Annotated in this window: 16 protein-coding genes; 10 read left to right on the forward strand and 6 right to left on the reverse strand. The window is 58.5% G+C overall.

Annotated features, from left to right (window positions below; all coding sequences use genetic code 11):
• Positions 1-1393: 1393 nt before the first annotated feature.
• From P6U29_RS32415 to P6U29_RS32430, 4 genes are all read right to left on the reverse strand, one after another.
• Entirely contained in the window at positions 1394-1930 is a 537-nt protein-coding gene (locus P6U29_RS32415; RefSeq protein ID WP_407114380.1) for a YopT-type cysteine protease domain-containing protein, read from the reverse strand.
• Positions 1931-3143: 1213 nt separating this feature from the next.
• Positions 3144-3305 (reverse strand): hypothetical protein, encoded by a 162-nt coding sequence (locus P6U29_RS32420; RefSeq protein WP_407114381.1) that lies wholly within the window; start codon positions 3303-3305, stop codon positions 3144-3146.
• A gap of 159 nt (positions 3306-3464) precedes the next feature.
• The gene (locus P6U29_RS32425) at positions 3465-3602 is read right to left on the reverse strand and encodes a hypothetical protein (protein ID WP_407114382.1); all 138 of its coding nucleotides are present in this window, start codon (positions 3600-3602) and stop codon (positions 3465-3467) included.
• A gap of 1644 nt (positions 3603-5246) precedes the next feature.
• Positions 5247-5453 (reverse strand): hypothetical protein, encoded by a 207-nt coding sequence (locus tag P6U29_RS32430; RefSeq protein ID WP_407114383.1) that lies wholly within the window; start codon positions 5451-5453, stop codon positions 5247-5249.
• Positions 5454-6951: 1498 nt separating this feature from the next.
• On the opposite strand from P6U29_RS32430, the gene P6U29_RS32435 reads away from it, so the two are divergent.
• From P6U29_RS32435 to P6U29_RS32480, 10 genes are all read left to right on the forward strand, one after another.
• Entirely contained in the window at positions 6952-8421 is a 1470-nt protein-coding gene (locus tag P6U29_RS32435) for an acetyl/propionyl/methylcrotonyl-CoA carboxylase subunit alpha (RefSeq protein ID WP_407114384.1), read from the forward strand.
• A 1-nt stretch (position 8422) separates the two neighbouring features.
• Positions 8423-8926: a biotin/lipoyl-containing protein gene (locus tag P6U29_RS32440; RefSeq protein WP_407114385.1), complete on the forward strand. Its 504-nt coding sequence runs from the start codon at positions 8423-8425 to the stop codon at positions 8924-8926.
• Position 8927: 1 nt separating this feature from the next.
• The gene (locus P6U29_RS32445) at positions 8928-10535 is read left to right on the forward strand and encodes an acyl-CoA carboxylase subunit beta (protein ID WP_407114386.1); all 1608 of its coding nucleotides are present in this window, start codon (positions 8928-8930) and stop codon (positions 10533-10535) included.
• Positions 10536-11105: 570 nt separating this feature from the next.
• Complete coding sequence (trpD, locus tag P6U29_RS32450; RefSeq protein WP_407114387.1) at positions 11106-12119, forward strand: anthranilate phosphoribosyltransferase; 1014 nt, start codon at positions 11106-11108, stop codon at positions 12117-12119.
• A 260-nt stretch (positions 12120-12379) separates the two neighbouring features.
• Positions 12380-12565, forward strand: a complete 186-nt coding sequence (locus tag P6U29_RS32455) for a hypothetical protein (RefSeq protein ID WP_407114388.1) — start codon at positions 12380-12382, stop codon at positions 12563-12565.
• Between the two features lie 422 nt (positions 12566-12987).
• A complete protein-coding gene (locus P6U29_RS32460) occupies positions 12988-13512 on the forward strand; it encodes a flavin reductase family protein (protein ID WP_407114389.1) in 525 nt (174 codons plus the stop codon).
• Positions 13513-14052: 540 nt separating this feature from the next.
• The gene (locus tag P6U29_RS32465; RefSeq protein WP_407114390.1) at positions 14053-15177 is read left to right on the forward strand and encodes a M20 family metallopeptidase; all 1125 of its coding nucleotides are present in this window, start codon (positions 14053-14055) and stop codon (positions 15175-15177) included.
• Between the two features lie 984 nt (positions 15178-16161).
• Positions 16162-16425, forward strand: coding sequence for a hypothetical protein (locus P6U29_RS32470; protein WP_407114391.1), 264 nt, complete (start codon positions 16162-16164; stop codon positions 16423-16425).
• A gap of 159 nt (positions 16426-16584) precedes the next feature.
• Positions 16585-18120 (forward strand): class I adenylate-forming enzyme family protein, encoded by a 1536-nt coding sequence (locus P6U29_RS32475; protein WP_407119468.1) that lies wholly within the window; start codon positions 16585-16587, stop codon positions 18118-18120.
• Between the two features lie 164 nt (positions 18121-18284).
• Positions 18285-19601 (forward strand): peptide ligase PGM1-related protein, encoded by a 1317-nt coding sequence (locus P6U29_RS32480; protein ID WP_407114392.1) that lies wholly within the window; start codon positions 18285-18287, stop codon positions 19599-19601.
• Between the two features lie 1120 nt (positions 19602-20721).
• On the opposite strand, the gene P6U29_RS32485 is transcribed toward P6U29_RS32480, so the two are convergent.
• Together P6U29_RS32485 and P6U29_RS32490 are read right to left on the reverse strand one after the other, a co-directional pair.
• Positions 20722-21387, reverse strand: a complete 666-nt coding sequence (locus P6U29_RS32485; protein WP_407114393.1) for a 2OG-Fe(II) oxygenase — start codon at positions 21385-21387, stop codon at positions 20722-20724.
• Complete coding sequence (locus P6U29_RS32490; protein WP_407114394.1) at positions 21380-22813, reverse strand: GFA family protein; 1434 nt, start codon at positions 22811-22813, stop codon at positions 21380-21382. Before P6U29_RS32490 ends, P6U29_RS32485 begins: the two co-directional genes overlap by 8 nt.
• Positions 22814-23423 lie beyond the last annotated feature (610 nt).

Consider the following 23423-nt stretch of genomic DNA (forward strand, 5'->3'; position numbering starts at 1 on the left):
CGCACCTCGGCTTCCACCATAGCTAATCTTCCCGCCTCTGGTTTATCGGGCCAACGACCCGCTTCCTTGGAAGCGATCGGTGATGACGCAGAGAACAAAGCAAGCGGCGCGCCAACCGAAATTGCTGATTTTGCGCTTGGTCCCAGCCTGCGTATCGTCAGCTCTCCAACATTGGTCACGAACCTAACAGGCGGCTCAGTAAAGCCGCACCGCTTACGCCTAATCACCGATTAGGCCAGCAAAGGCCGTGAGGTACGGGCTCGCAAGCGCCGTGGCGCCTTGCCGGCGCACCTGCCGCGGATCGAGGTCGTCACGTCTTTACCGGCACGGCGCCAACGGCAACTTGGTCGATCCGAGCACGGCGGATGCGCTAGCTAGCGGCGGCGGTAATCGACACTGGTAGTGATCGGGGGCTTCAGGCCTGACAACCGCATCGGGCGATCCGCTGGCCAGATTGGCGGGTTCCAGACAGAGGGCATCGACCCACACCGGCCGCTTTTCGTTTTGTGAATCGCGTCGGGTTTCGTCAGCTTTCGGAAAGCCAGTCCGCGTACAACGCCGTTGAAGTTAGAGGCGCGTGGTAGGGACAGCGCTTGCCCTGTGTATGCGTGGGGCTTTTGGGCGCCGAGTCACGTTTCTGCTAACTTCAATCGGTAGTGCGGGCGTGGCAGGGACAGCGTCTGATCCATCCCAGCCCGACCAGCGCCGAGTCGCGCCCGCGCTGCTTCGTGTCGGTTCGAGGCTTGAGGACTTCACCAGAACTGGACATCAGCGGAAGTGCAGCGACGAGGACAAGGCGCAGATTGTTGCGGAGCTCGTGGCGAGCGTCGACTCGGTTTGTTCAGTGGTGCGACGCATGCATTGCCGCCGCAGCAGCTGTTTGGCTGGCGACGTCAGCAGAGAAGAGGCCTGCGATGATTCCGAAGCAGACGAACTACAGCTTGTGCCGGCTGTGGTGGATGCCTGGTGCGCGCTCTTAGCCCTGAGCGCAAAGGGCGTGTAAGGCATTGAAACCCACACGAGGAGCCTAGCCCGATTTCAGGCAAGCTCTAACGGGCAGCCGTCGGTCCCGCTTGAGTGCAAGCGCAGGCCATTCAGGCTTTGACGCGCGAGGGCACGAGCTCATCAACCTGAGTGATCGGCCAGCCTCTATCTCTGAACATTCGATCCCTCGCTGCACTACTTTCCGAGAGCTTCTCCGTCGAGCGTACCGTTCCAACATCTGAAGGGCCGCGGTGAGCTCCGGTATGACGTCGGGCGCACGTTCAGGGCGGCAAAATCCGTGTTCCCGGCCGTGGTGTTGCACTGTCGAGGCGATGCGGCTGTTCCGGTATCGATCGCGAAAGGATCCGCGCGTGGGCATCGGCAGGGTCCGCTGGAATCTCCGAAACACTCACGTCATCCTTTGTGTGACGACAGTCGATATATCATATCCGTTCAGGTTGCTGTAACGGTCGTCAAGACTTTTGAACAACTCACCCATCTGATCTGACCGAACAGTAAATTCTCCATAGTTCGGATCAAAGAGGGTCGTCATTCCATTCGATGTCGACGTTGCGATTGTGTGGGCGCCACCTGCAGCGAAACGCAAGCTGACCAAATAGATCGATGGATCGTCGGTGACCTCGTTCACGATCTGGTCAATGCGCGAAGATGTACCAAATCTATATCGCGTCTGTTTGGCGGACGGCTCTAGGCCGGCTTCGCGTAACATCGTGCTTTTTGCCTGAAGGTTGTGAGAACCTTCCGCCCTATCGCTTCGCAACAGACTCTTGAGTTCTTCATACCGCTGCTGCCGCACTGCCGCTGAGCTGTGATTTTGAGTACCCGGGCGCAGCACCCTCATCCGGGATGAAGGGCTGCTTGGGAGATTGAGGAGCCACTCCGCTGCCAATCCAACGCAGATGCCGTTGACATTGGCCCCGGGCAATTCAGCAGTCCTGTATTCAAACAGAGGACGGATAGGCCTCGCTGGAGAGGATGGATTTGAGCTGGAGGATAGAGAGGGTGTGCTGGGGGACGAGGTGCTTGGAATGTAAATGTTTGCATCTGAGGTATGTGGCTTGCTGCAGCAGAGCCCCATTCCGTCGGACAATTCCCCGGATGGCGGGCTCTGCCGTTGAGCGAGATCCGTCAGTGTTAGCGCAAATTCGCTACTGTCTGCCGACTGACTCGGTTCGTCAGTTTGATTAGAGCGCGTGGATTGGGCACTAACTCGATTATACATGCCGGTTCGCCTGCCTCTTCAGCGTACGTTTCGTCAGAGCGAGCGTGGGCTGTTTACGCCCTGCCTGCGAATGATGTTGCGGCAAGCTGACGACGAGCTGACTACCAGATAAGCTTGACGAAGCTACCGCCCAGCTGGCTATTTCGTGACTCGACCGTCTCTGCTCACCAGCCCCGCTCCAGATGCGGGGTGGTGGCCGACGAGCTAACCGCTCTTGCAACAGCGACCGGCAGGCCTCGCTTGAGCAATTCCAGGATGCAGTCAGGGTAACGGCGCCCCCGCCTCGTGGCCGAGGCGGGGCCTGGACATACGAGAAATCTCTTGAACCGGATCAGTGCACTGTCAGCGGCTCCTTCTTGACGGCAGCGAATTCAGCTCAGCCCACCCCTGCACACTGCAACAGGCGATCGGCCCTGACATATTTCCGCTTGCGACGCCTCATTCCGGCGGTGCCCAACTGGTCTTCTGCACCCGCTCGGCCTCATCTTCCGCTCGGATATCGTTAACTCAGCCCATCATGCTGTCGCGCTAATCCGCGCAAACAACATTGCCGCTTCTGATGGCCCTAGCCCAACGATGCCTACAAAGCTTGGCGGCGGCATTGGGATGTCCCGATGAGTGGGTCTCCACAGGTGCAGGCAATATCGGCTGTTATTCACATACTGCGAATGTGGCGGATGCAGCTGCATGACGCACTCCTCTTCATCCCAGAACAGGTCTTTGACAAAGCACATCTCTTCCCAGTTCGGACAGCGCCGCGGCGTCGAGACAGCGACGTGCTCCCAGCCGGGACGGACAAATCCACTTATCTTGAGTTCACACCCGCAAGGCCCCTGCACAAAGAACAGGCCGCAAGGACCGGATCCAGGAAAGGTAGCGAACTGGCCGTATTGCACGCGGCCGGCCTCCAGCTTCTCTATGATTTGCGCTCGCACACTCCCTCCTTTGCCTCTCGGATGGCCTTGAAGTCGACGTAGATGACGTTGTCTCGCGACTCATCAACCGGCTCGGTCCTCGGCCCAGCGTTCCTATACCAGTCTTCGGCGAACCATCCGAGAAAGCCGCAGATGTCCATCATCACTCGTTCTCCTCTTATTAGCCCTCTAACGCTCGCATTGCGGCCGACTAACGCTCTCAAGGGCCGCTGATTGCCTGACTACGAGCCGTGCACGATATGCGCGATGGCGACTCAGCCGCAGATTGCACCTTCCCGCTCATGGTGGTCCGACGGGCTCGCTCACGGGACAACTCCGTCATCAAGCCCCTCCATGCGAAGCATCTTCTCATCGATGCCAGCCAGTGCTGGCCGCACATCGCCGAACAGAGCGCGCGCATCAGCAACAGTAATGTCTGCCATCGAGCTTTCGCGCTTCAAGCAAAGCGTTCCTGCCCGTGCCCATCCATGTCTCATGGCGATCTGGGAGCACATGAAATCGGCGTCTCTTGGCCCGTCACCTCGTCTTCAATGAATCGATCGTCATGATGGCATGCTCCCTATAATGGCCTTTGACATCTACATTCCATGATGGCTCGCAAAACCAGTGGCGGCACCAGGTGACGCTTCGCGGAAATATTGCTGCTTCGTGAGGTCGTACTTGATCATTCGCAACCTTCTCGCCGGGTCTGAACCAGTGCCAATGCGGTCATCTATGTGACCACGATTGAGTTGTATGGGGGCCAAATCGAACGGGCTCGCACCAGAGCCGCGGACGCTTGGCATGAACTGTCTTCGAGCTGATAACATACAGCGGGTCGCCTGCCATCGGTGCCTCCTTGTAAGCTAACGCTCAGAGACAATGATTACTCGATCTCATCGACTGCAACTGCGACCGTCGGCCGATCTTCCCACGTCACTACAATGCAACTCCTAACGCATTGTTTCCGGTATGGCGCTAGCGAAGCGCACACCCTTTTGCTGCTAATGCGGGTGTTGTCTTTCAGACGTCGACGTCGCGAATCCGACCACGGATAGCGACTCCGTGTCGCCAACGCCGACAGACGCTCTTTTTCTTCTATCAAAGCGATGCCGGCACTTCTCCGTCGTGGCATGCAGATTGCTGTGGTGACGGAACGCGACCTCCCTGTATCGACGATGCGCGAGCATATCATCGGCCGGATGCTCGCCGCGCAACAACAAGGATTCTGATACTCGCGAGAGGACTGCGAACTTATGAGTGATACGAGGCATGAAAAGCCTGGCATTTTTCCGTGGACCAGCGCGGCGTCTGATGAAATGACGCATTGGCGCGCACCAAAGCACCCAACGATCAAGCGTTACGGCGCCGATTGTCGCTCCCGGCAGGCGCAAAGGCGGTGGAACCTGTGGCCGCTGGCCGCACTCCTCATAAATGCGCTGCTTTGGGTTGGTCTCTACTGGATCATCAGAGCGATCTTCTGAAATAATATCACCGATAGCAAAGGCGCGAGGATCTTCGGACGCCTCTCGCATGCGGCTGCAACGTATGCGCACCATCAATCGCACGTGGAGACCTCTTTCACGGACTTGGTTCAAGTCCACACTTGGCGCCGCTACCTGGATATAAAATCCGCCCCTCCGACCAACGCAAACGAAATACTGAGGCATGACGCAGATGTCTCGAATTGGCAAACCTGATATGCCGCCAGCTTGCCGGCTTGGATTGCAGCCGCGACGAAGTGCCAAACACTGACCTGTCACAGCTCAACACGGGCTGCGTGCCGATGGCATCCGGCCTTCTACGTTCAGCGCGACGGATTGACTGCAAGGTCTAGGGTTCCAGCATCCTCATGATAAGAGGATTAGCTTTCGAGAAGCTGACGAAACGAGTAGACCTGAAGTGGCCGTTGGGCAGGCGGCCTGCTCCGCCCTCGACCTACGTGTCGCGATCTGGAGCGCGGCACAGGACCGCCGGGCCTCGCCATACGGCGCCGCCTCAACGTCCCGCCAAGCGCCGGTGACTTGCCTGCTGAGCAACATTTGCCTAGCCATTGGGTCGGGTAGCGATCAACAGGCTGGGCCGTTTTATCGAACCGGAGCGACTTACAGCTCTTGCTCAGGCCACGTATCGTCCTCGTTTTTGCGCGTCTGCCACACTTGGGCACGCCGAGCCAGCTTGTCGTATTCCATGGCAATTTTAAGCAGCCTGTCCTTGGGTTTGCCGTCAGTGAGCGCTTCTGCTTTCTTTCGCGTTGCTTCCGCACGGCTTCGCCAGTGCTCGGGCTGGTAGAGTTTACTTTTCGGATTCATGCCGCGAGCATGCAATTCGCAGATCAAAGAAATGCGACACCGGCTCTCCGTATAATCACGTAACAGCGACGCTCGAGGCCCCGGGCCGAAGCGGATTCGCCATGCACAGCCGCTGTTCAGAAGCACCAAGGTGCGCGTTGCAGCCGAGGCTCCTTACGAAGAATGCACCCCTCCGACATCCTCAGACGATCGGACGTACGAAGGGGCTTGAATCGCACGTAGCGTTAGATTGTACGATCCTGAACAAGTCGGACCCACCTCCGACAATCCAGACGCTCCCTGACGGGCCATGAGAGAATTGCGAATGTCTCAAAAATCTAAACTCACGTGGCACGACCCAATAAGGACTACAAGATCCTCAAGATGCACGCTTGTCCGCGCTTCATCGCAGGCTGTTGCTGTCGCGGCTGGACGAAATTCCGCGTTTCGAGATCTGCACGGCAGGCGCTCCCATCACCGTAGCCTCACCGGAACGGACGCAAGACGAAGGCTCCATCCCAGATGCCCCACCCGACGTCTTCACATAGGGTGGAACACAGGCGCGATTACACCAAACATGGTCTCGGCTCGCGCCACATGGTTCGCTCTGCACGACCGAATGCATGATCAACAATGGCTTGAGCGCACCTGGCTTTGCCTGATCTCTCTGTCTCGATAGCTGGCCCGGCCCCTTCGACCCGGCGTCGCGCGGCTACGGCGTCATGAGTCGGCTGACGGTTAGGCTGAGCCAGAGTACCTAAGCACATGTCACGCCCAAGCAATGCCTCGCGACATTCAGGCATGCATCGACCGCACAATCACCGGAAGCTCCAAAATGATCATTTGCTCGGCCAGCTCAGCCGCCAGTGCTTCCGCTCGCGGGGCTCCGCCACTACGGCAGGTGTCGTTCTGTCCTGGCGGACAGATGACCAGCACCGGACAGTCAGGACCGCAATGCGGAAGAACGAGCTTGCCGGCACCATACTTAAGCAGTTTCCGGCCTGTTTCCCGGTTGCCAGGTCATGTTGCGTTTCGCGCAGGAAGAACAATACCGCAGCCCCACCGACTTGAAGGGATATCATGACTCAAAATCAACGAACTCAGTTGGCTTCGCGCCTCAAGATCTACTACGCCATCGCTCTTGCCGTCGCAATGACAGCTGGAATGCCCGCGGCGGTCAACGCGCGCGACCAAGCGCCGACCGCGGAGGAGAAAGAGGCTTGCATGGAGGACGTGTTCCGCCTTTGTAGCAGCCACATACCAGATCGCACCGCTATCACTGCCTGCCTCAGATCCAGGCAAGCGAGCCTCAGTCCGCAATGTCGCTACGTGATCTCCGTGCGAGACACTGGCAAGAAAAGCAGCGACTCGAAGTGAAGATGTGGCGGCCTGTTCGTATGCTTCATCCACAGAAGTGGTCCAGCGTGACCTGCAGGATGGTCACTCGAGGTCAGGTGACGAGCATGGCCGCCTATAATTGACCGACGCTCTGGTTCATCGCGCTTGTCTGGATAGGCGAATGCATAAATTACCCTTCGATACCGTTCTGATCGCCAATAGAGGTGAGATAGCCGCACGTATCATCAAAACCTTGAACAAGCTTGGGCTTCGTTCTGCAATTGCCTACCATGAGATTGACGCGGGAACCCCGGCCGTCTCAATGGCCGACCTGGCTATTCCAATCAGCAGCCGCACGCCGATCGCAAGCTATCTGGACATCCCGCAGATCATCGCTGCCGCCCACAAGGCGAACGCCGGCGCAATACATCCGGGCTATGGAATGCTTTCCGAGAACGCGGAATTCGCCAGGACAGTGATAAAGGCCGGTATTGCTTACATCGGCCCCCCTCCAGAAACTATCGAACTAATGGGCGACAAGATTCGCGCCCGTAATTTCGTTCAGCGCAACGGCTTTCCAGTCGCACCCTGCGCCATCGAGGAAGATGATCCGGCGACATTCGTTTCGAGAGCGCGGGCTGTTGGAGTTCCTTTGCTCGTGAAGCCCTCAGGGGGCGGTGGCGGCAAGGGACTGCGGATTGTACGCGACCTTGCTACGTTGGAGGTAGCCATTGAGCAGGCGAGCAGCGAAGCGCGTCGCTACTTTGGAGATGGCCGACTTTATGTTGAACGATATATCGAAAGCCCGCGACATATTGAAGTACAGGTGCTCGGTGACTCCTTCGGTAACCTGGTTCATCTCTTCGAGCGCGAATGTTCGGTCCAGCGCCGTTTCCAGAAGATCATCGAGGAAGCGCCCGCGCCAGCGCTATCACCAGAATTGCGGACCCGGATTTGCGAGGCCGCCGTCGGTATCGCCCGTGCAGCGAACTATCAGAATGCAGGAACGGTCGAGTTCATTTTCAGCGGCGGAGAGTTCTACTTTCTGGAAATGAATACACGCCTTCAGGTCGAACATCCGGTGACTGAGATGATCACCGGCGTCGATCTGATCGCCGAACAGATCTATGCGGCAGCGGGTCGCGAACTTGCACTTTCGCAGTCCGACATTGTTTCAAATGGGCATGCAATCGAGCTCAGGCTTTGCGCGGAGGCCCCCGACCGCGGATACGTCCCGACCACCGGCAAAGTACTTCTTCTCGAGTATCCGGGTGGCGTACGAATTGACAGCGGCATCATGCAAGGCCAGCACATCACGCCGTCGTTCGATCCCATGCTCGCCAAGATCATCGTGCATTCACCAAGCCGTATAGAGGCTGCTCTGAAAGCCCATCGCGCCGTTCGCGAACTGGTTCTACTTGGGTGCGAGACCAACGCGAGCTTGCTCGCCCGAATTCTTTGCGACGAGGCATTTCTCGGTGGCCAGATCCATACGGGTTACCTGGAAGAAAACCCACAGCTCGCAGCGGGCAACTTTGCTGGCGGAATGTCTGCGTTCCTGGCATCTGCGGCTCTCCTGACGACACCAGTCCGCGAGTCGGCCGATGCCGTGCCCGAGCTTCACGCAGCACTCGGCAATTGGAGAAATTGACTTGTATCACTCATTCGAGGTCGACGGCATATATCATGAATTGTGGCTTTCACCCAGCCAGCAGGGCTACCGGCTCCATCTCCGAGACCAGGTGATTTCCCCTGTCGCGTTCACCCATTGCAGCGACACTAGCGGCATCTTGACCATTGCGGGCCAGAGCGAGCCGGTCAGGTTCGCCATCGAGGGCGAGCTCATTCACCTCCACATCCGCGGCAGGACGCGCATTTTGCGCTACAATGACCCGTTGCGAGCGTGCGCTTCCGGGAATAACGAGACTCACGCTCTGGTGGCCCGGGCGCCGATGCCTGGCTTTGTTGTTGCGATCACAGTTTCGCCTGGTCAATTGGTCTCGGCGGGAATGGCACTGATGCTGATTGAAAGCATGAAGCTGGAAACGATCATACGCTCACCACAGGATGGCATCGTCGATCGAATTCACGTCAAGGAAGGTGAGAGCTTCGAGCACGATGCTGTGCTGGTCACGCTCTCTAAGGAAGGGCGCTGAAATGCAGCGGATCGGTTGCGTGGCGGACGTGAACTCGCAGGAATTTCGTCGCAACGACCTGCACAACAGACAACTTTCCGCCGAATTGAAGGAGCGCCAACGAATTGCCCGCTTCCACCGGCCCGAGCGGGATTTCGAGCGGCTGCGTCGGCAGAATAAACTGTTTGTTCGTGAGCGGCTCGCGGCCTTGCTCGATCCGGAAACTCCGTTCCTAGAGCTTTCGACGCTGGCGGCTAACAAGGCATACGACGGCGAGGTGCCCGGCGCCGCCCAGGTCGTCGGCATCGGCATTGTCGCGGGGCGAGAGGTTATTGTTCACGCCGACGATCCCAGCGTGAAGAGCGGCGCATGGTATCCGCTCTCGGTCAAGAAGATCGTGCGGGCACTGGATATAGCCATCGAAAACCGTCTGCCGGTGGTTCACCTGTGCGACTGCGCCGGCGGATTCCTGCCTTTGCAGGCGGAATTCTTTGCTGATCGCTACCATGCCGGTCGAATTCTCCGCAATCAATCCGTTCTCTCGAAGGTGGGAGTGCCGCAGGTCGCCATCGTCATGGGCCACTGCACCGCGGCAGGGGCCTACGTCCCGGCGCTTAGTGAGTACAACATTATCGTCGAAGGTACTGGAGCGATTTTTCTCGGCGGCCCTCCGGTCGTGAAGGCTGCCACCGGCGAACAAGTGTCCGCCGATGAACTTGGCGGCGCCCTCATGCATACCAGCGTGTCGGGCACCAGTGACTACTTCGCAAGCTCCGAAATCCATGCGATTGCGATTGCCCGCGACGTCGTTGCTCGCTTCCGCCAACCGGCGAAGACATCGATCGATCGAGTGGCCCCCGAGCCGCCCGCCTATAGTGCATCCGAACTCTACGGTATCATTCCAAAGGACGCGCGAGCGCAGTTCGACATGCGGGAGATCATCGCTCGTCTGGTCGATGGTAGCCGATTTCAAGAATACCAGCCGCGCTATGCGACATCACTCGTGTGCGGCTTTGCGCGGCTTCATGGATATCAAATCGGGATTCTTGCCAATAATGGCGTGCTGTTCGGCGACAGCGCGCTGAAGGGGGCTCATTTCATTCAACTGTGCGACAAGAACCGGACGCCCCTGCTCTTCCTGCAGAACGTAACTGGCTTTATGGTTGGGCGCGAATATGAACGACGTGGGATCACCAAGGACGGCGCCAAGCTGATCATGGCAGTGTCCGGAGCGTCTGTGCCGAAGTTTACTATTATTTGTAATAGCTCGCACGGCGCAGGAACTTACGCTATGTCGGGACGCGCGTTTGATCCTCGATTCGTTTTCAGCTGGCCGAATTCTCAGATATCTGCGATGGGCGCCGAGCAGGCCGCCGGAGTTCTCACCCACGTCAAGGCGAGACAATTGGCTCGGGCCGGAGGGCGCCTCTCCGACCAGGAATTGGCAGCCATTCGAGCGCCAATTCTTGAAGAATATCGCGAGCGGTCAAGTGCCTATTATGCGACCTCGGAAATCTGGGACGACGGCATTCTTGATCCTGTCGACACCAGAACTGCCCTCGCAATCGCATTGAGCGCTTCGCTCAATGCGCCAATCGACGCGCCGCAGTACGGCGTATTCCGACTGTAAGGCAGGACCGAGCACGGGCGGCTCACCGCCTCACGCGGGCGGATCAACGGGAGCGTCCATCGCTGAAGGCCGTCCTGCGCACCTTCATTTACAATCAGGTGGGGTATTTTGTAGAGCCAGCCGAGATCGGGCTCGATCTACCTAGCACCGATAGCCTCGAAGCCGGTAGCCGCTTGTTCAACGCTCCACGACGGCGACGCCGGAATGCTGAAAGGCTTTGAAGGATGCGGTGATCCGGCCGGAACACCGCGGTAAAGAGGCCGCTGCGGACGCGGCAAGCGGGCGCGAGACAGTGCCATCGGTCCTGGCGTCAGGCAACTATCGTGTTCTAACAGGCCGACGATCTCCTCTCGACGGCACTACGAAATGGAGAGCTTGACCCTCACGTAGCGTCAGGTTGTAGCCTCGCCAAGGGTGCCCCCCAACCGACTGCCGCCTCGACTATCAACGAGGCCATGGCACGTGCGGATGGGGCGGTCAACTGCATCAGGCAGCCGGTGCCAGGTCTCTTCACCCATGCCTGGTTGAACGGAAGAGCCCGAGGTTTGGACAAGGAACGTGCAAAGTTCGATGGAAGCGCTTAAATCGATCATCAGCAAAGTTGCCACCGGCGCCACTCTGACACGTGAGGAAACCGCGTCAGCGTTCGACAGCATGATGTCGGGTCACGCGACTCCCTCGCAAATCGGTGGCTTATTGATGGGGATGCGGGTCCGGGGCGAAACGGTCGAAGAAGTCACCGGCGCCGCCTCCGCGATGCGGAATAGAATGCCACGGGTCGAGGCGGCATGCGACCCCATCGATATCGCTGGCACGAGCGACACTCTTACGTATTCGATCAACGTGTCGACGTGCGCTTCCTTCATTGTCGCCGGGGTCGGCATTCCTGTCGCCAAGCATGTCAAACGCGCTGCGTCTTCGGGTTCAAGCGCCGCAGACGTGTTGGCGCGCCTCGGCGTGAAGGTCGATCTCAAGCCTGAAGCTATTGCACGTTGTGTGCACGAAGCCGACATCGGCTTCATGTTTGCGTCAGCCCATTATCCGGCGATGCAGCGCGTGGGCCAGATCCGGAGCGCACTTGGAGCCCGCACGATGTTTAATCTGATCGAGCCTCTGTCCAATCCGGCCAGGGCCAAGCGGCAGATCGTTGGGGTATTCTCTCCCGAATGGGTCCAGCCTCTGGCGCACGTCTTGAAGAACCTTGGTGCCCAATCGGTATGGGTTGTCCATGGCTCGGACGGGCTCGACGAAATAACTCTCACCGGTCCAACCTTTGTTGCTGCGCTTGAGGCGGGTATAGTCCGCAACTTCGAAGTGACGCCGGAAGAAGCCGGGCTCCCCCGCTGCCGCAACGGCGCGCTGGAGAGCAGCGATGCCGAGGCTAATGCGGTTGCTTTGCAAAATGTGCTTGATGGCGAACAAGGTCGACTTCGCGACGCCGCGCTTTTGAACGCGGCGGCGGCATTGGTCGTGGCCGGGCGGGCCTCGAACCTGCAGGAAGGCGTAGCACTTGGACAAGAATCACTTGATCGCGGCGCCGCAGCCGCTCGACTGAAGCGCCTGATCGCGGTTTCGAATGCGTGATAGCCGAGCTGGCCGATGTTCCAGTATTCCGACCAAGACTGCTGCTCACGAGCGCGAAAATATTGCAGCCGCGAATGCGCGTCACATCTGCGGGATTTCAATGAGCGTGCGCCGCCTGCTCTCGCCCTGATCAAAACGATTCGCGCTGAGCACGTCGCCCGAGAGCCACCTTTTTTTGTCGACCAGAGCCTGCTGCAGCCCGGGTTGCCGAGGTGAGGACCCGCGACGAAGCGCGCGCGGCGCGCCAAAGGAGACAATCCATGATGTCCTGGCAGAAGATTGAAACACTCGGATCTATTGCAACGATAGAACACATCATTCGGAAGTTTCGGGAATTGATCGATACAGATAGCTCGATCCCGCCGGAGCTGCGGGGTGCGCTGCACGCGACGCTCGATGAGCATCTTCTCGAGGCAAAAAAACGTGTTCTCCTAAGAGCGCATTAGGTGCGGCGATGCCGTCTACTTGCGGAGAGACTCTGGCAGGCGCGCGCCGGTACCGCAATCGGCATCATTCCCGTCCGCACGGGGCGGCCCAGCGAGGTTCCAGCCCAGCTGGTCGGATCGCGACGACGACCCCATGTTTACTGGCCCATCGCCGGCCGCTCAGCGCGGTTTTCTGCTTGAAGAGGATCCTACTGATGGCGTGACGACGGCAATTCTCAGCTCTGCCGCTGCGATCGCCGATCCGGCGTAACGCGCCGAGATATTGCACGTCCGTCCGGTCATGATTGTAGCTGATCCAGAGGACATCCGGTCTCAGTCTGAGCTTACTCCCCACACCTGGTACCCCATTACAGGCCCATAGGGATCAAAGTCGTCTCTGGGGGTGGAGACAATAGAAGTGGGTACAACTCCAGAGCCAGATCATGAGCCACCAGTTCTCTCCTGCGATTCCGGAAATGCCGTCTATCCAACTGGCAGAGTTCCGTCGGGCCATGCGAAATCTGGCAAGCGGTGTCGCCATCGTGACAACCGGAACGGCAGCCGGACGACGTGGACTGACGGTGAGTTCCGTGACGTCCATCTGCATGGAGCCGCCGTGCCTGGTCGTTGTCATCAATGCCTGCTCCGAGGCACATGATGAGATCCTTGCCAGCGGCAGCTTTGGAGTCAGTCTTCTCCGCAGTGACCAGGAGGACCTTGCCCTGCGTTTTGGCGGTCGGCAGGGGGCGAAAGGCGTTCAGCGCTTCGATACCGCGCCGTGGAATCAGGGCGTCCTCGATGTACCGCTATTGCCGAACGCATTTTGCGCGCTCGAATGCGCTTTGTATGACCACAAGGTGCTTGGCACACATACCATCTTTATCGGACGAATTATCGCGACCCGACAAGGTGGTGGCAATCCATTGATCAACTTCCGGGGCGCGCTTCGAACCTTACTGCTTGACTGAGTGCGGGTTGCGCAGATGCCGTCCGGAGAGCAGAACGGTGGATGGCCTCAATCCCTCGTCGCTTCCAGCGGACAGTCATCGAACAATCGACTGCAACTGGTTTCACAGACTAGAGCTCGTATTGAACGGTCCCCTCAGCTCTGGCGATTTCGGCGCTTCGCCGCTCGTGCTATGCTGGCGCGGACCGGCGACCTCCCGCGTTAACACGCGTGGGGCTCATCTGGTCAAGACAACGCGATTAGCGCGGATGTCGCAGGAATGTCCTGATCAGAATAACTACAGCTCACCAGAACGGCAAGCCAGAACGGCCTTCTTCTTGGGGCCGCATAATCCCCTCGAAAACTACCAGCTTTGGTAGCTCCGTTAAAATCTACAGGCGCGTACATCGTTGCCGCAGCAAGATCGGATCCAGAGGCACGCCTGGGTCACAACGGTTAGCGACTTTCTAGATGTTCGGCCTCGATTCTGATGTGAGTACATGGGGTGATGTCATGATCTTGCAGAAGCGATGACAATCGAATTCAAAGGCGCCAGACAACTATGTCCAGCAACGCGTTCAAAATCGCCCCGATTCTCGAGGGCATTCGCCGCTGGGTCGTGATCGAATCTCCGACGGAGCGGCCGGATCAGATCAACAAACTGGCCGATGTCGTCGCGGCAGGCTATCGCGACCTGCCAGCCAGCGTCGAGCGCGTTGCGGGGCGTGAGGGCTGCGGTGATCATTTGGTCACCCGCTCTTCTTGGGGGCAGGGCGTACCGGGCATTCTGGTGTTGAGCCACCTCGACACGGTTCATCCGATGGGATCCATCGCACGGCTCCCATTCAAGATCGACGGCGAAAGTGCGTTTGGCCCCGGCATCTACGATATGAAGGGTGGCGCCTACCTCGCCTATCACGCATTCCGGCAAATCTGCGCCGATGACGCACGCCCGCCGCTCGGCATCACCCATCTCTACATCTCGGACGAAGAGATCGGCAGCCCAACCTCGCGCGCGCTGATCGAGGCCGAGGGCCGCAAGGCCAAATACGTGCTGGTGACCGAGCCGGCGCGCGACGGCGGCAAGGTCGTCACCGGGCGGAAGGGCGTTGCGCGCTTCGAGGTATTCATCAAGGGCGCGCCCGCGCATGCCGGCACGCGCCCCGAGGACGGCCGCAGCGCGATCCGCGAACTCAGCTATGTGATCCAGACGCTGGAGGCGATGAACGATCTCACACGCGGTATCACCGTCAATGTCGGCGTCGTCCGCGGCGGCACCAGGCCAAACGTGATCGCGGAACTGGCCTATGCGCAAGTTGACATGCGCGTCCCGACCATGGCCCATGCCGACGAGCTGGTGCCGAAGATTCTGGGCATCAGCTCGCGCACCGAAGGCGTCAGGGTGAAGGTATCAGGCGAATTGAACCGTCCGCCATATGAGAAGACTAGCGCCGGCGCCGCGCTTTACGCACACGCCAAAAAGCTTGCTGCCGAGCTTGGATTCGAGCTGCTCGACGCGTTCAGCGGCGGCGGCTCCGATGGCAATTTCACCGCGCCGCATACCGCGACTCTTGACGGCCTAGGCGTCGATGGCAAGGGCGCGCATACGCATTATGAGCAACTCTACATCTCGTCGATTGAACCTCGCGCGCGACTGCTGTACCGCCTCTATCAGACGCTGCGATAATCCCGGCACCAGGCGAAGTCAGCGATCGCGACGTGCGTTGGATGACGGCCGCCGGAACATTCGCGCGATCGTTCCTCGAGCGCCCAAGGGCTACAGGCTACGCCCCAAGCAGGCCGACCTGATCGAAAACTATCGGTCGAATGCCGCACTTGGTCAGCGCCGGATAGAAGTGACAGCTATTCAATGACGACGCAGCGGACATCAGGCGCGCAATCGGCTGCAAGGGCAGCGAGGACTTGGCCGCGGAAGGGCGAGCGTTTCCGATAATGGGCTCATCGGCAGCGACCTTGATCTCAACGGGATGGCGAACTTTCCTGACGCAAATCGCAGCGCTGAATGCGTGAGACCGGCCGGCGGCCCGTTTCCGGCAGCCTGAGAGCTTGGCCACGTTCACACAGGCTGCCCAAAAGAGCTTGAATCGGACGTAACGTTAAGTTGTACGGTCTTGAGGTTGGATCTTGGTCTTCCGCCGGGATTGTGAAGGATTGCGAATGTCTCAGCTGGTCAGATCCACCGCGCCCCGATGGTCGGTCATGATCCTCATCCCCGGTGGCGGGTCGGCCGAAAGGACTATGCAGCGAGTCCCGATTGCGGCCCGATGGCTCGCACGCAGCTTTGAATGGTTCGGCATTCCGGAAGCGAGGCTACGTGGCTGTCCTGGGCCGGACCACCAGAGAGCCGATGAGGTCAGAATTGATCGACGTAGACCTCCATCCGAAGCCCCTACGGGGGAGCGCGGCTTGCCGAATCTGAAACAAGCCCCTCCTCTGGCGCGACGCCGCGCCAAAATCAGTTCGCCGAACCGATTTTCCGCTCTGTTCAAACTGCTTTCCCCTGGTTGGCAAGGCTTTTCCATCGCGCAAAGGTGCGACAGACGGCGGGCCTCAGAACGGCGCAGTTTTTCAAAGAGCCTGAGCTGCAAGTGTCGCTCCGCGTGACCAGCGCGGCATCAGAAGATATTGCTTGGCATTCTGGAGCAGAAAGTTGAAAGAGCCCGACGGCGTCAAGAAGGTCCTGTTAATCGACCATATTGAAGGCCAATGCCGTTGCATTATCGGCTTCAAAGATGGAGATGCCAGAGCGGCCTATATGTGCGGCGAGCCTGTGTATCAAAGACGCGGCAAGAAACTGTCTTCGTGGTGTGCCTATCACTATCGACAGATGCACACGACCGCTGCCCAGCAGGACAGAGTGAGTGATCATTCGCCCGAGATCCCTCAAGCAATATCCATTGTTCCCAACCCATGACAACCATCAAGAACCGGGTCCTGCCTAGGCCGTGTGATCATAGCCTGTACAAAGGCCAACCCAAGCATGTGATCGGGGCCTCGCCAAGCGATTGCGGGTTGCGGCTGAAGCGCATCGGGACAAACCTACAGTGCGGGCCTGCGGCGCATGGATAACAAGTTGGATCTCTGCAGCCTGATCGAGCGAAACGCTGCGTATACTCCCGACAAAACCGCGATCCATTTCGAGGGGCAGACTCTCAGCTACGCTAGCCTCAATCGACGGATCGAGCGGATCGCTCGCGCCTTCAAGAGCCAGCTCGGCGTCCAGAGGGGAGACCGGATCGCGATCCTCAGCCTCAACAGGCCTGATTATCTGGCGCTGCTCTATGCCTGCGCGAGGCTCGGCGCAATCCTCGTACCATTGAACTGGCGCCTTGCGGCCGCCGAGCACCTTTTCATTTTGTCAGACTCCGGGGCAAAAGCGCTCGTTCTTGAGCAGTCGTTCGATGCAGCTTTGCCTGCCCTCACGAAGCAAGTGCCCCATGCCGCTGTTGTCGGGTTGGACTTTACGCCTCTCGGCGGCAGCAGGTTGGACGATCTCCTGGACGGAGACTGTGGTGACGGACGCAATCCACGCGCGGACCCGTCTTGCCCGCTTCTGATCGTCTATACTTCGGGCACCACAGGGCGACCGAAAGGCGCCGTGCTGCGTCAGGAAGCGTTGCTGTGGAACGGCATCATGAGTCAGCACATGCATGACCTCACCTCGGCCGATCACGCGCTGGCTGTTTTGCCGTTCTTCCACGTCGGTGGCTTGAACATCCAGACGACGCCGAGTTTGCATCACGGTGCGACTGTGACTATCCACAACCGCTTTACGGCGGAGACCATGCTTCAGGCGTTCGAGCGTGACCGGCCGACCTTGGCAGCCCTGGTGCCAGCCATGATGCAAGCCCTGGCCAGCAATGGTCGATGGGAAAGCACCGACGTATCCTCGCTCAGAGCAATCTGTACCGGATCGACGATGGTGCCTCAGCATCTTGTCGAGCGCTTTGTCGCGCGCGGCGTGCCAGTCCTGCAGGTTTACGGTTCAACGGAGACCTGCCCAATCGCTGTGTATACGAAGCTGGGCGGAAATCTCGTGCCTGAGGGCTCAAGCGGCCTGGCAGGTCTCTGCTGCGAAGCGGCGATCATCGATGATTCGGGCAGCAGGTTGCCGCCCGGTACCTCAGGCGAGATCGCGGTCCGTGGGCCCAACGTTTTCTGCGGATATTGGGGCAATCAACAGGCAACGCGTGAGGCTCTTAGCAATGGTTGGTATCGCACTGGGGACATTGGCCGGTGCGACGCAGATGGATATATTTGGGTCCACGACCGCAAGAAAAACCTGATCATTTCGGGCGGAGAGAATATCTATCCGGCAGAAGTAGAGCGCGTGCTTACGGAGCATCCGGATGTCGCGGAATGCGCCGTGGTCGGTCGACCCGATCCACGCTGGGAAGAAGTACCGATCGCTTATGTGATCAAGCGACCGGGGTCCCGGATCGAGGCGGAAGCGCTGACAGCACATGCCCAATCACAGCTCGCCCGTTTTAAGGTGCCGCGCGAAATCATTTTCACACAAGAACTACCGAAAACCGCGTTGGGCAAGATCCAGCATTTTTTGCTGAAGGAAATCGCCGCGCGATCAAGCCCGAAAGGAGCGATCAATTGAGATCGGCAGATTGGAGGCGGGCCGTGCTCTCCCGCTACATCGCAGGTGACGTCGAGACGGCGCCAAATCAAACTTCGCTCAGTGCCTCACCACGGCGCAGCAAGTTCACCATTGTTGGCATGACGATCCCTGTCTGATCGCGCCCAAATGCCCGGAGGTCGCGGATGCCGCGGATCTTGATCATGAATGCCGGTACGGCTCAAATGTCGGGCGCCGATCTGACGCCAGCTCAACTTTCGCTGGCCGCCAACTCGGCATACCGTTCGGCGTGGTTTGCTCAGGAGGGCGACCTGATAGTCTCCCCGGTCGTCATCCCGACGAATCTGCTATCCTTCATTGGCGCGACGCTCGATTTCGACGCATCGAGCCTTTGTCTGCTTGTACCTGAAGGCGGCCGCCAATCGCCGGTCCTTGATGATTGCACACTGCTGTCCAAGACTGTCGTTGAGCGAATCAACAGACATATTCGTCAGAAATCAACCTGGCGATTGTATCCCTGCTACTCTACTGAAGGCGTCGCACGCCTGGCGGCCATGCTGGGCATACCGCAGACCGGCGACGACTTCGCTCTGCAGCGAGGGCCTGATCTGTTGAACCGCAAGAGCCACTTCCGTCAATTGGCGACAAGCGTCGCACTTCCGCTGCCCAATGGATCTGTCACGACGGACTCAAACGAACTATTCAGAGCGGTCGCTTCCCTCAGATCCGAGACCGGCAGCGTCATTGTAAAGCTGGACAATGGAGCCGGTGGAGTCGGAAATGTCATTCTGACCGGCAATGAAAGCGATCCACTACCTGGGGCAAGAGATACCCGACGAATTTCATGGCCGTCGTTCGATCCTGACGCGCTTTGGTCTGAGATGACGACAGCATCGTGTAAGACGCTGGTCGTGGAATCGTACCACCTCGCGGGGTCTTTGTTCTATCTCGAGTATGAGATCGGTGATGATGGTTCAATCGTTTTCATGAACAGTGGAAACATACGTCTGCGTAAAAGCACGGATCGATCGGAAAGAGCTCTGATCTGGACAGGACTTGAGCTTCCAAGCGACCTGGGGAACGAGCAATGGTTGACTGCCCAGGCGCATGCCTACCGATTTGTGGCGCTTGCGCGAGACCTGGGATATCGCGGAATGATCAACATTGACGCCATTTTCGCGGATGACGGACGGTTGCTGTTTAATGAAGCGAACGGTCGCTGGGGTGGCGGCTCGGTGTTACACAGCATTGCCGTCCGGCTGCTGGGCTTCGACTATTCCGGTTGCAACGTTATTTTATCCGCGAGAAATGTTCGATCACGATCCCTCCAAACAGCGCATGATCGTTTCGTCAAGGAAGGATTTCTGTTCGACCGCACACGCAAGGAGGGCGTGATCCCGCTTGCCGCCGATGAAGAGGCTGGCACTGTGGAGTGCCTTGTGATTGCGCGCGACAGGCCCGCGGCCCGCGATCTGCAGCACCGGCTACTGAGAATGGTTTGATTGAGATCCCAGCGTCCATATCTTCAACCGCTCAATTCATCCGAACTTGCCGTGCTGTCGATATCGCGCGCTGAAACCGATACCTGACGAGGTGACGTGAATGTCTGCTTCGTCTCGCTCGAGCTCTGTCAGCCCCAATCGCGACCACCGTTAAGTCGCTCCTTGAGTGCCGGCCGATCAGCGATGAGGTGCTCGAGGTGCAGCGGCTCATTGTCTGGCCGCTCGCCCTGCGCCACACGTCCAATCAGCGCTCGCGTCGCGTCTACAACATAGACTCCGCAATCATGGCCGTTCTGCTGCCGGGCCATGCGGGAGGGTTGCGGGACGGGAGCCCAGACGCGCTGCGAGCTGTTCTGCAACGGTGCTGTTGAGAGACCCGGCGGAGTCATAGTGATAGCCAAACCGGCGCGGTGGGCACGCGACGATTAACCAGCAGAAGCGACCAGTGGACGCCGCCGCCAGTAACGCCACCGTCGTTCACGGGCACGACAGGAAGTTGCCGGTATCTTTGCCATCCTGATCGCCGATGATCTGACGGAAGGTTTGTACGCGATCGCTCTGGCTCGGGATCAAGCGCAGCAGCTGGGCTTGCGGGGTTGAACGAATCTGGTCTGGGCGGCGAGATCCGGATCGTTCCTGTGCAACTCTTCTTCCACGAGCGCATAGTCGGCCGGGCGTCTGCCGACGGGGAAGTCGACAAGTTCTCCTGCGGGCCCGCGCTGCCCGACTGCTGGAGCCCCCGGCGAGTTGAGGTAAAGTCCATGGTTTCTCACTTTCGAAATGAATACTTTGGACTCGGCTGATGCAGGACGATCGAGCAAAAGACCGCGCGCGATCAGAGGCTTCAGATCAGGCTTCTCTTCTGATGGACCCTGCAAAGCCCCAGTTCGCGCACATGCCCTCCTAAATCACCCCGAGCAGTTGGCTGTTTTGCTAGTGTGGTAGCTGTCGAGAACCTGACGAAACAAGGGTTCCCTCCGCGGAGCGCGATTACACCGTCGCGTACGCGCCGACGCGGCTCCCGGTTCGAGGCAACGATGATGACTTGCCACAACTACCCTGAGCAACCTGGAGTTCACCTGTGACCGAAGTCATTCGCAAGCCATTTCAGCCACCTCAGTCAAAGGGCCCCGGTAGAGCTTTCGACGATCCGGCGGTTCACGCCGCTGCGCTTTGAACAGAAGTAGACCAGCGATCGGCGCTCCCCGGTCAGCACAGGCTTCACCTCATGCCGGAGCTTACATGTGGTGACAAGCACCGCACCAAGTGGCGGTCGGAATACCTGCTGTTCGTACTCGCTTGGATATACCACGAACTCACCCCCCTCGAAATCTCTCGCGAGCTGCACAATCACCGAGTACTCGAAATCCGGGTCGCTCGCAGCATCCAGATGGATGCCAACAAAGGAACCAGGAGGCATCCGATGCATTTGGCATCTGCGAATCACGTAATCTGACGTGGCTCCCAAGATCTTTTTTAGCGCAAAGCTGCGGTCCTTCCTTTCAAGTAGCTCCATGATCTGCCCTGGAGCTGCACCACTCACGTTGCTAGGAGCGCGGCCGGGCGGGTCTACCCTCACCCGTTTGACAAAGACATTGTGCGAGTCGCCGGCATCTCCCTCCCGCACTTCTACTTCGGGAATCTCAGCCTGCAGCTGATCGATCTTGTCCAAGTCAGCTTGGGTGAACAAAATCTGGGGGCCGATCACGACCGTCCCCTTCACCAACAGCTCTATGCGGTACTTTGTCAGAGCTTCTTCTGAAAGCAGACGGGATTTATCATTCATTGCGCGCGCCATTCGAGTTCACTCCGAGGTTTTGATGTTCGACGCAGGACGGCAGGTCCTGGTGCATCGAGCAGATTGCTTGCTCCCAATGCTCGCCGTCGAAGTCGCTTATTCTTATGCCTTCGATGGTCCTTTTATCCAGACATCGAATATTTACGCTGAATCCGGAGGGATTCGACCGCGGCCTATAAAATGGCTTTACGCCACAAAGCCGGCAAAACGTGTGCCGAGCGATGTTCTTGTTGAATTGGTACGCGGTGAGGAATTCTTCGCCGCACTCAATGACGAGCTTATCCCCAGGTACGAGCAAGTGCAGAAATCCAGACATTTGGCAGATTGAGCAATTGCATCGAACTGCAGAGAGCTCTCGCGGCGCTCGGACGTAGAATTTGACAGAACCACAATGACAACGGCCATGGTGTTCGATCTCCGAGTGACCATCTCCCCCAAGCGGGACAATTCGGAGCAGATCGCTGCACCACTGTAAGCTGAGCCGATAGGCTCGATCGAATTCATCCAAAAACCGGCCATTACGGTCAGCTGGGACAAGTTCGCCAATCAGCCGGCTGGTCATTTCTCCGTGATACTTCTCCGCGGGATCTTCTCCGCCGACGTGGCTGCGGAAGTACTCAAGATCGTCAGACCGGGCCTTGAAGGTTTTGACCAGAGTGGTCCATAGCGACTGGATCATGTCCGCAGCATGTAGCTCAAACGCGACCATGTAGGCGCAACGCACTAAGGGGTCGTTCGATGACAATCCGGCATAGAGAGAATGCAGGTAACGCTTCGTCGTGGCGCTGTAGTTGGGCCGTATTGCTCTGCCGAGTAGTTGCGAGGCATCCTTTCTAAACAGGTTTGAGTGGAAGTTTTCAGTCGCGAGAATATCGGGTAGCGCCGCCTTGCCGCCCTGGAGAATTCGGCCATAACCACCCGTCTCATCCCAACAGATGAAATTTGCGACCACGCTGGTCAGTTCAACGTCCCGCGCAAGATCTCGATTGTGATGCATTGCATCGAATATCAGATCCCCTTGCGACCCCGCCTGCAGGTAGGGGAACGCCTGTGACATCGCCAGGTATTCAGGCAGCAAGCTAGCGACCCGGTCTTCGGACATCTCCGCAGCGAACGGGTGAGGGCCGAACAGGGCTCGCGCTTGCTCCGTCAAATACTCGCAAGATATCTGCGGAGGCTGATCGAGTGTAAATCGAGACGCTTGAGATGTCATTTGACCCCTGGCGATGAGGAGAGAACGGTCCTTGACGAAGCACGCGCTTTGATCCGCATGGGATGCCGGATGCTCTATCAAGATTTGGGTTCTATTGGCCGTCGCGAGATCGCGAGTTCGTTGGTTCGGCGCGCCTATGATCGCGTTCACCATCCAGGCGAACTTCTTCGTGCCCACTTTCGCGGTAGCAGACAGCGGCATGCTCAGCCTTGCTCACGCGCATCGATGGGAACACGTCCATTAATCGAGCGGCGGCGATCCAGTCGGATTTTGGTCCCCGAGCAGTCCGATGCCGCGAATGCTCGGCGCAGCCAGGATTTGCTTGCAGAGTCATGGTGAGATATTGCACCGCGCTCGCCATCGGGAGGCTAACGTCACATTCGCGAGTGGCGTGTCTGGTCGCTTGCAGCTTTCGCGATCTGTCGTGAATGGTTCAAGCCGTCGCGGTTGCTGCTTCTGCCAGTTGATCGAACCACTATGAGCTTCATACAGCATTGCAAGCACTATCCGCATCTACCCGGCTCTTGGGGCCTTCGTCCGCAAGCTGCGCGAAATGCCGGCTGCTGGCCGGCACGAGTTTCTCAAAGAGAGCGCCGCTAGGTTTCGCGTTCGCGAGCGCCGCCACACTGTCTTCTTGCACGTTTACAGCAATCACCGTGCCAACTCGTGCACTCACTGCATAAGATTCTGAATACGTTGACACAACGCTCGTGACCGACTCCTCACTGCAAGTGTATTGAATCTGACAGGCTTTGCTCCGCCGTCAGAAATCGAACAGCGAAGAGCCAGCCGCCACTCGCAACGGGGATAG

This window comes from Bradyrhizobium sp. LMG 9283, assembly GCF_045571415.1.
In the GTDB taxonomy this organism is placed as follows: domain Bacteria; phylum Pseudomonadota; class Alphaproteobacteria; order Rhizobiales; family Xanthobacteraceae; genus Bradyrhizobium.

Coding starts and splice junctions, on each gene's coding strand:
- P6U29_RS32490 (WP_407114394.1), bottom strand. CDS start 22,813: ATGCCGCTGTCTGCTACCGCGAAAGTGGGCACGAAGAAGTTCGCCTGG.
- P6U29_RS32460 (WP_407114389.1), top strand. CDS start 12,988: ATGAGCCACCAGTTCTCTCCTGCGATTCCGGAAATGCCGTCTATCCAA.
- P6U29_RS32465 (WP_407114390.1), top strand. CDS start 14,053: ATGTCCAGCAACGCGTTCAAAATCGCCCCGATTCTCGAGGGCATTCGC.
- P6U29_RS32455 (WP_407114388.1), top strand. CDS start 12,380: ATGATGTCCTGGCAGAAGATTGAAACACTCGGATCTATTGCAACGATA.
- P6U29_RS32420 (WP_407114381.1), bottom strand. CDS start 3,305: ATGATGGACATCTGCGGCTTTCTCGGATGGTTCGCCGAAGACTGGTAT.
- trpD (WP_407114387.1), top strand. CDS start 11,106: ATGGAAGCGCTTAAATCGATCATCAGCAAAGTTGCCACCGGCGCCACT.
- P6U29_RS32435 (WP_407114384.1), top strand. CDS start 6,952: ATGCATAAATTACCCTTCGATACCGTTCTGATCGCCAATAGAGGTGAG.
- P6U29_RS32430 (WP_407114383.1), bottom strand. CDS start 5,453: ATGAATCCGAAAAGTAAACTCTACCAGCCCGAGCACTGGCGAAGCCGT.
- P6U29_RS32480 (WP_407114392.1), top strand. CDS start 18,285: ATGCCGCGGATCTTGATCATGAATGCCGGTACGGCTCAAATGTCGGGC.
- P6U29_RS32445 (WP_407114386.1), top strand. CDS start 8,928: ATGCAGCGGATCGGTTGCGTGGCGGACGTGAACTCGCAGGAATTTCGT.
- P6U29_RS32485 (WP_407114393.1), bottom strand. CDS start 21,387: ATGAATGATAAATCCCGTCTGCTTTCAGAAGAAGCTCTGACAAAGTAC.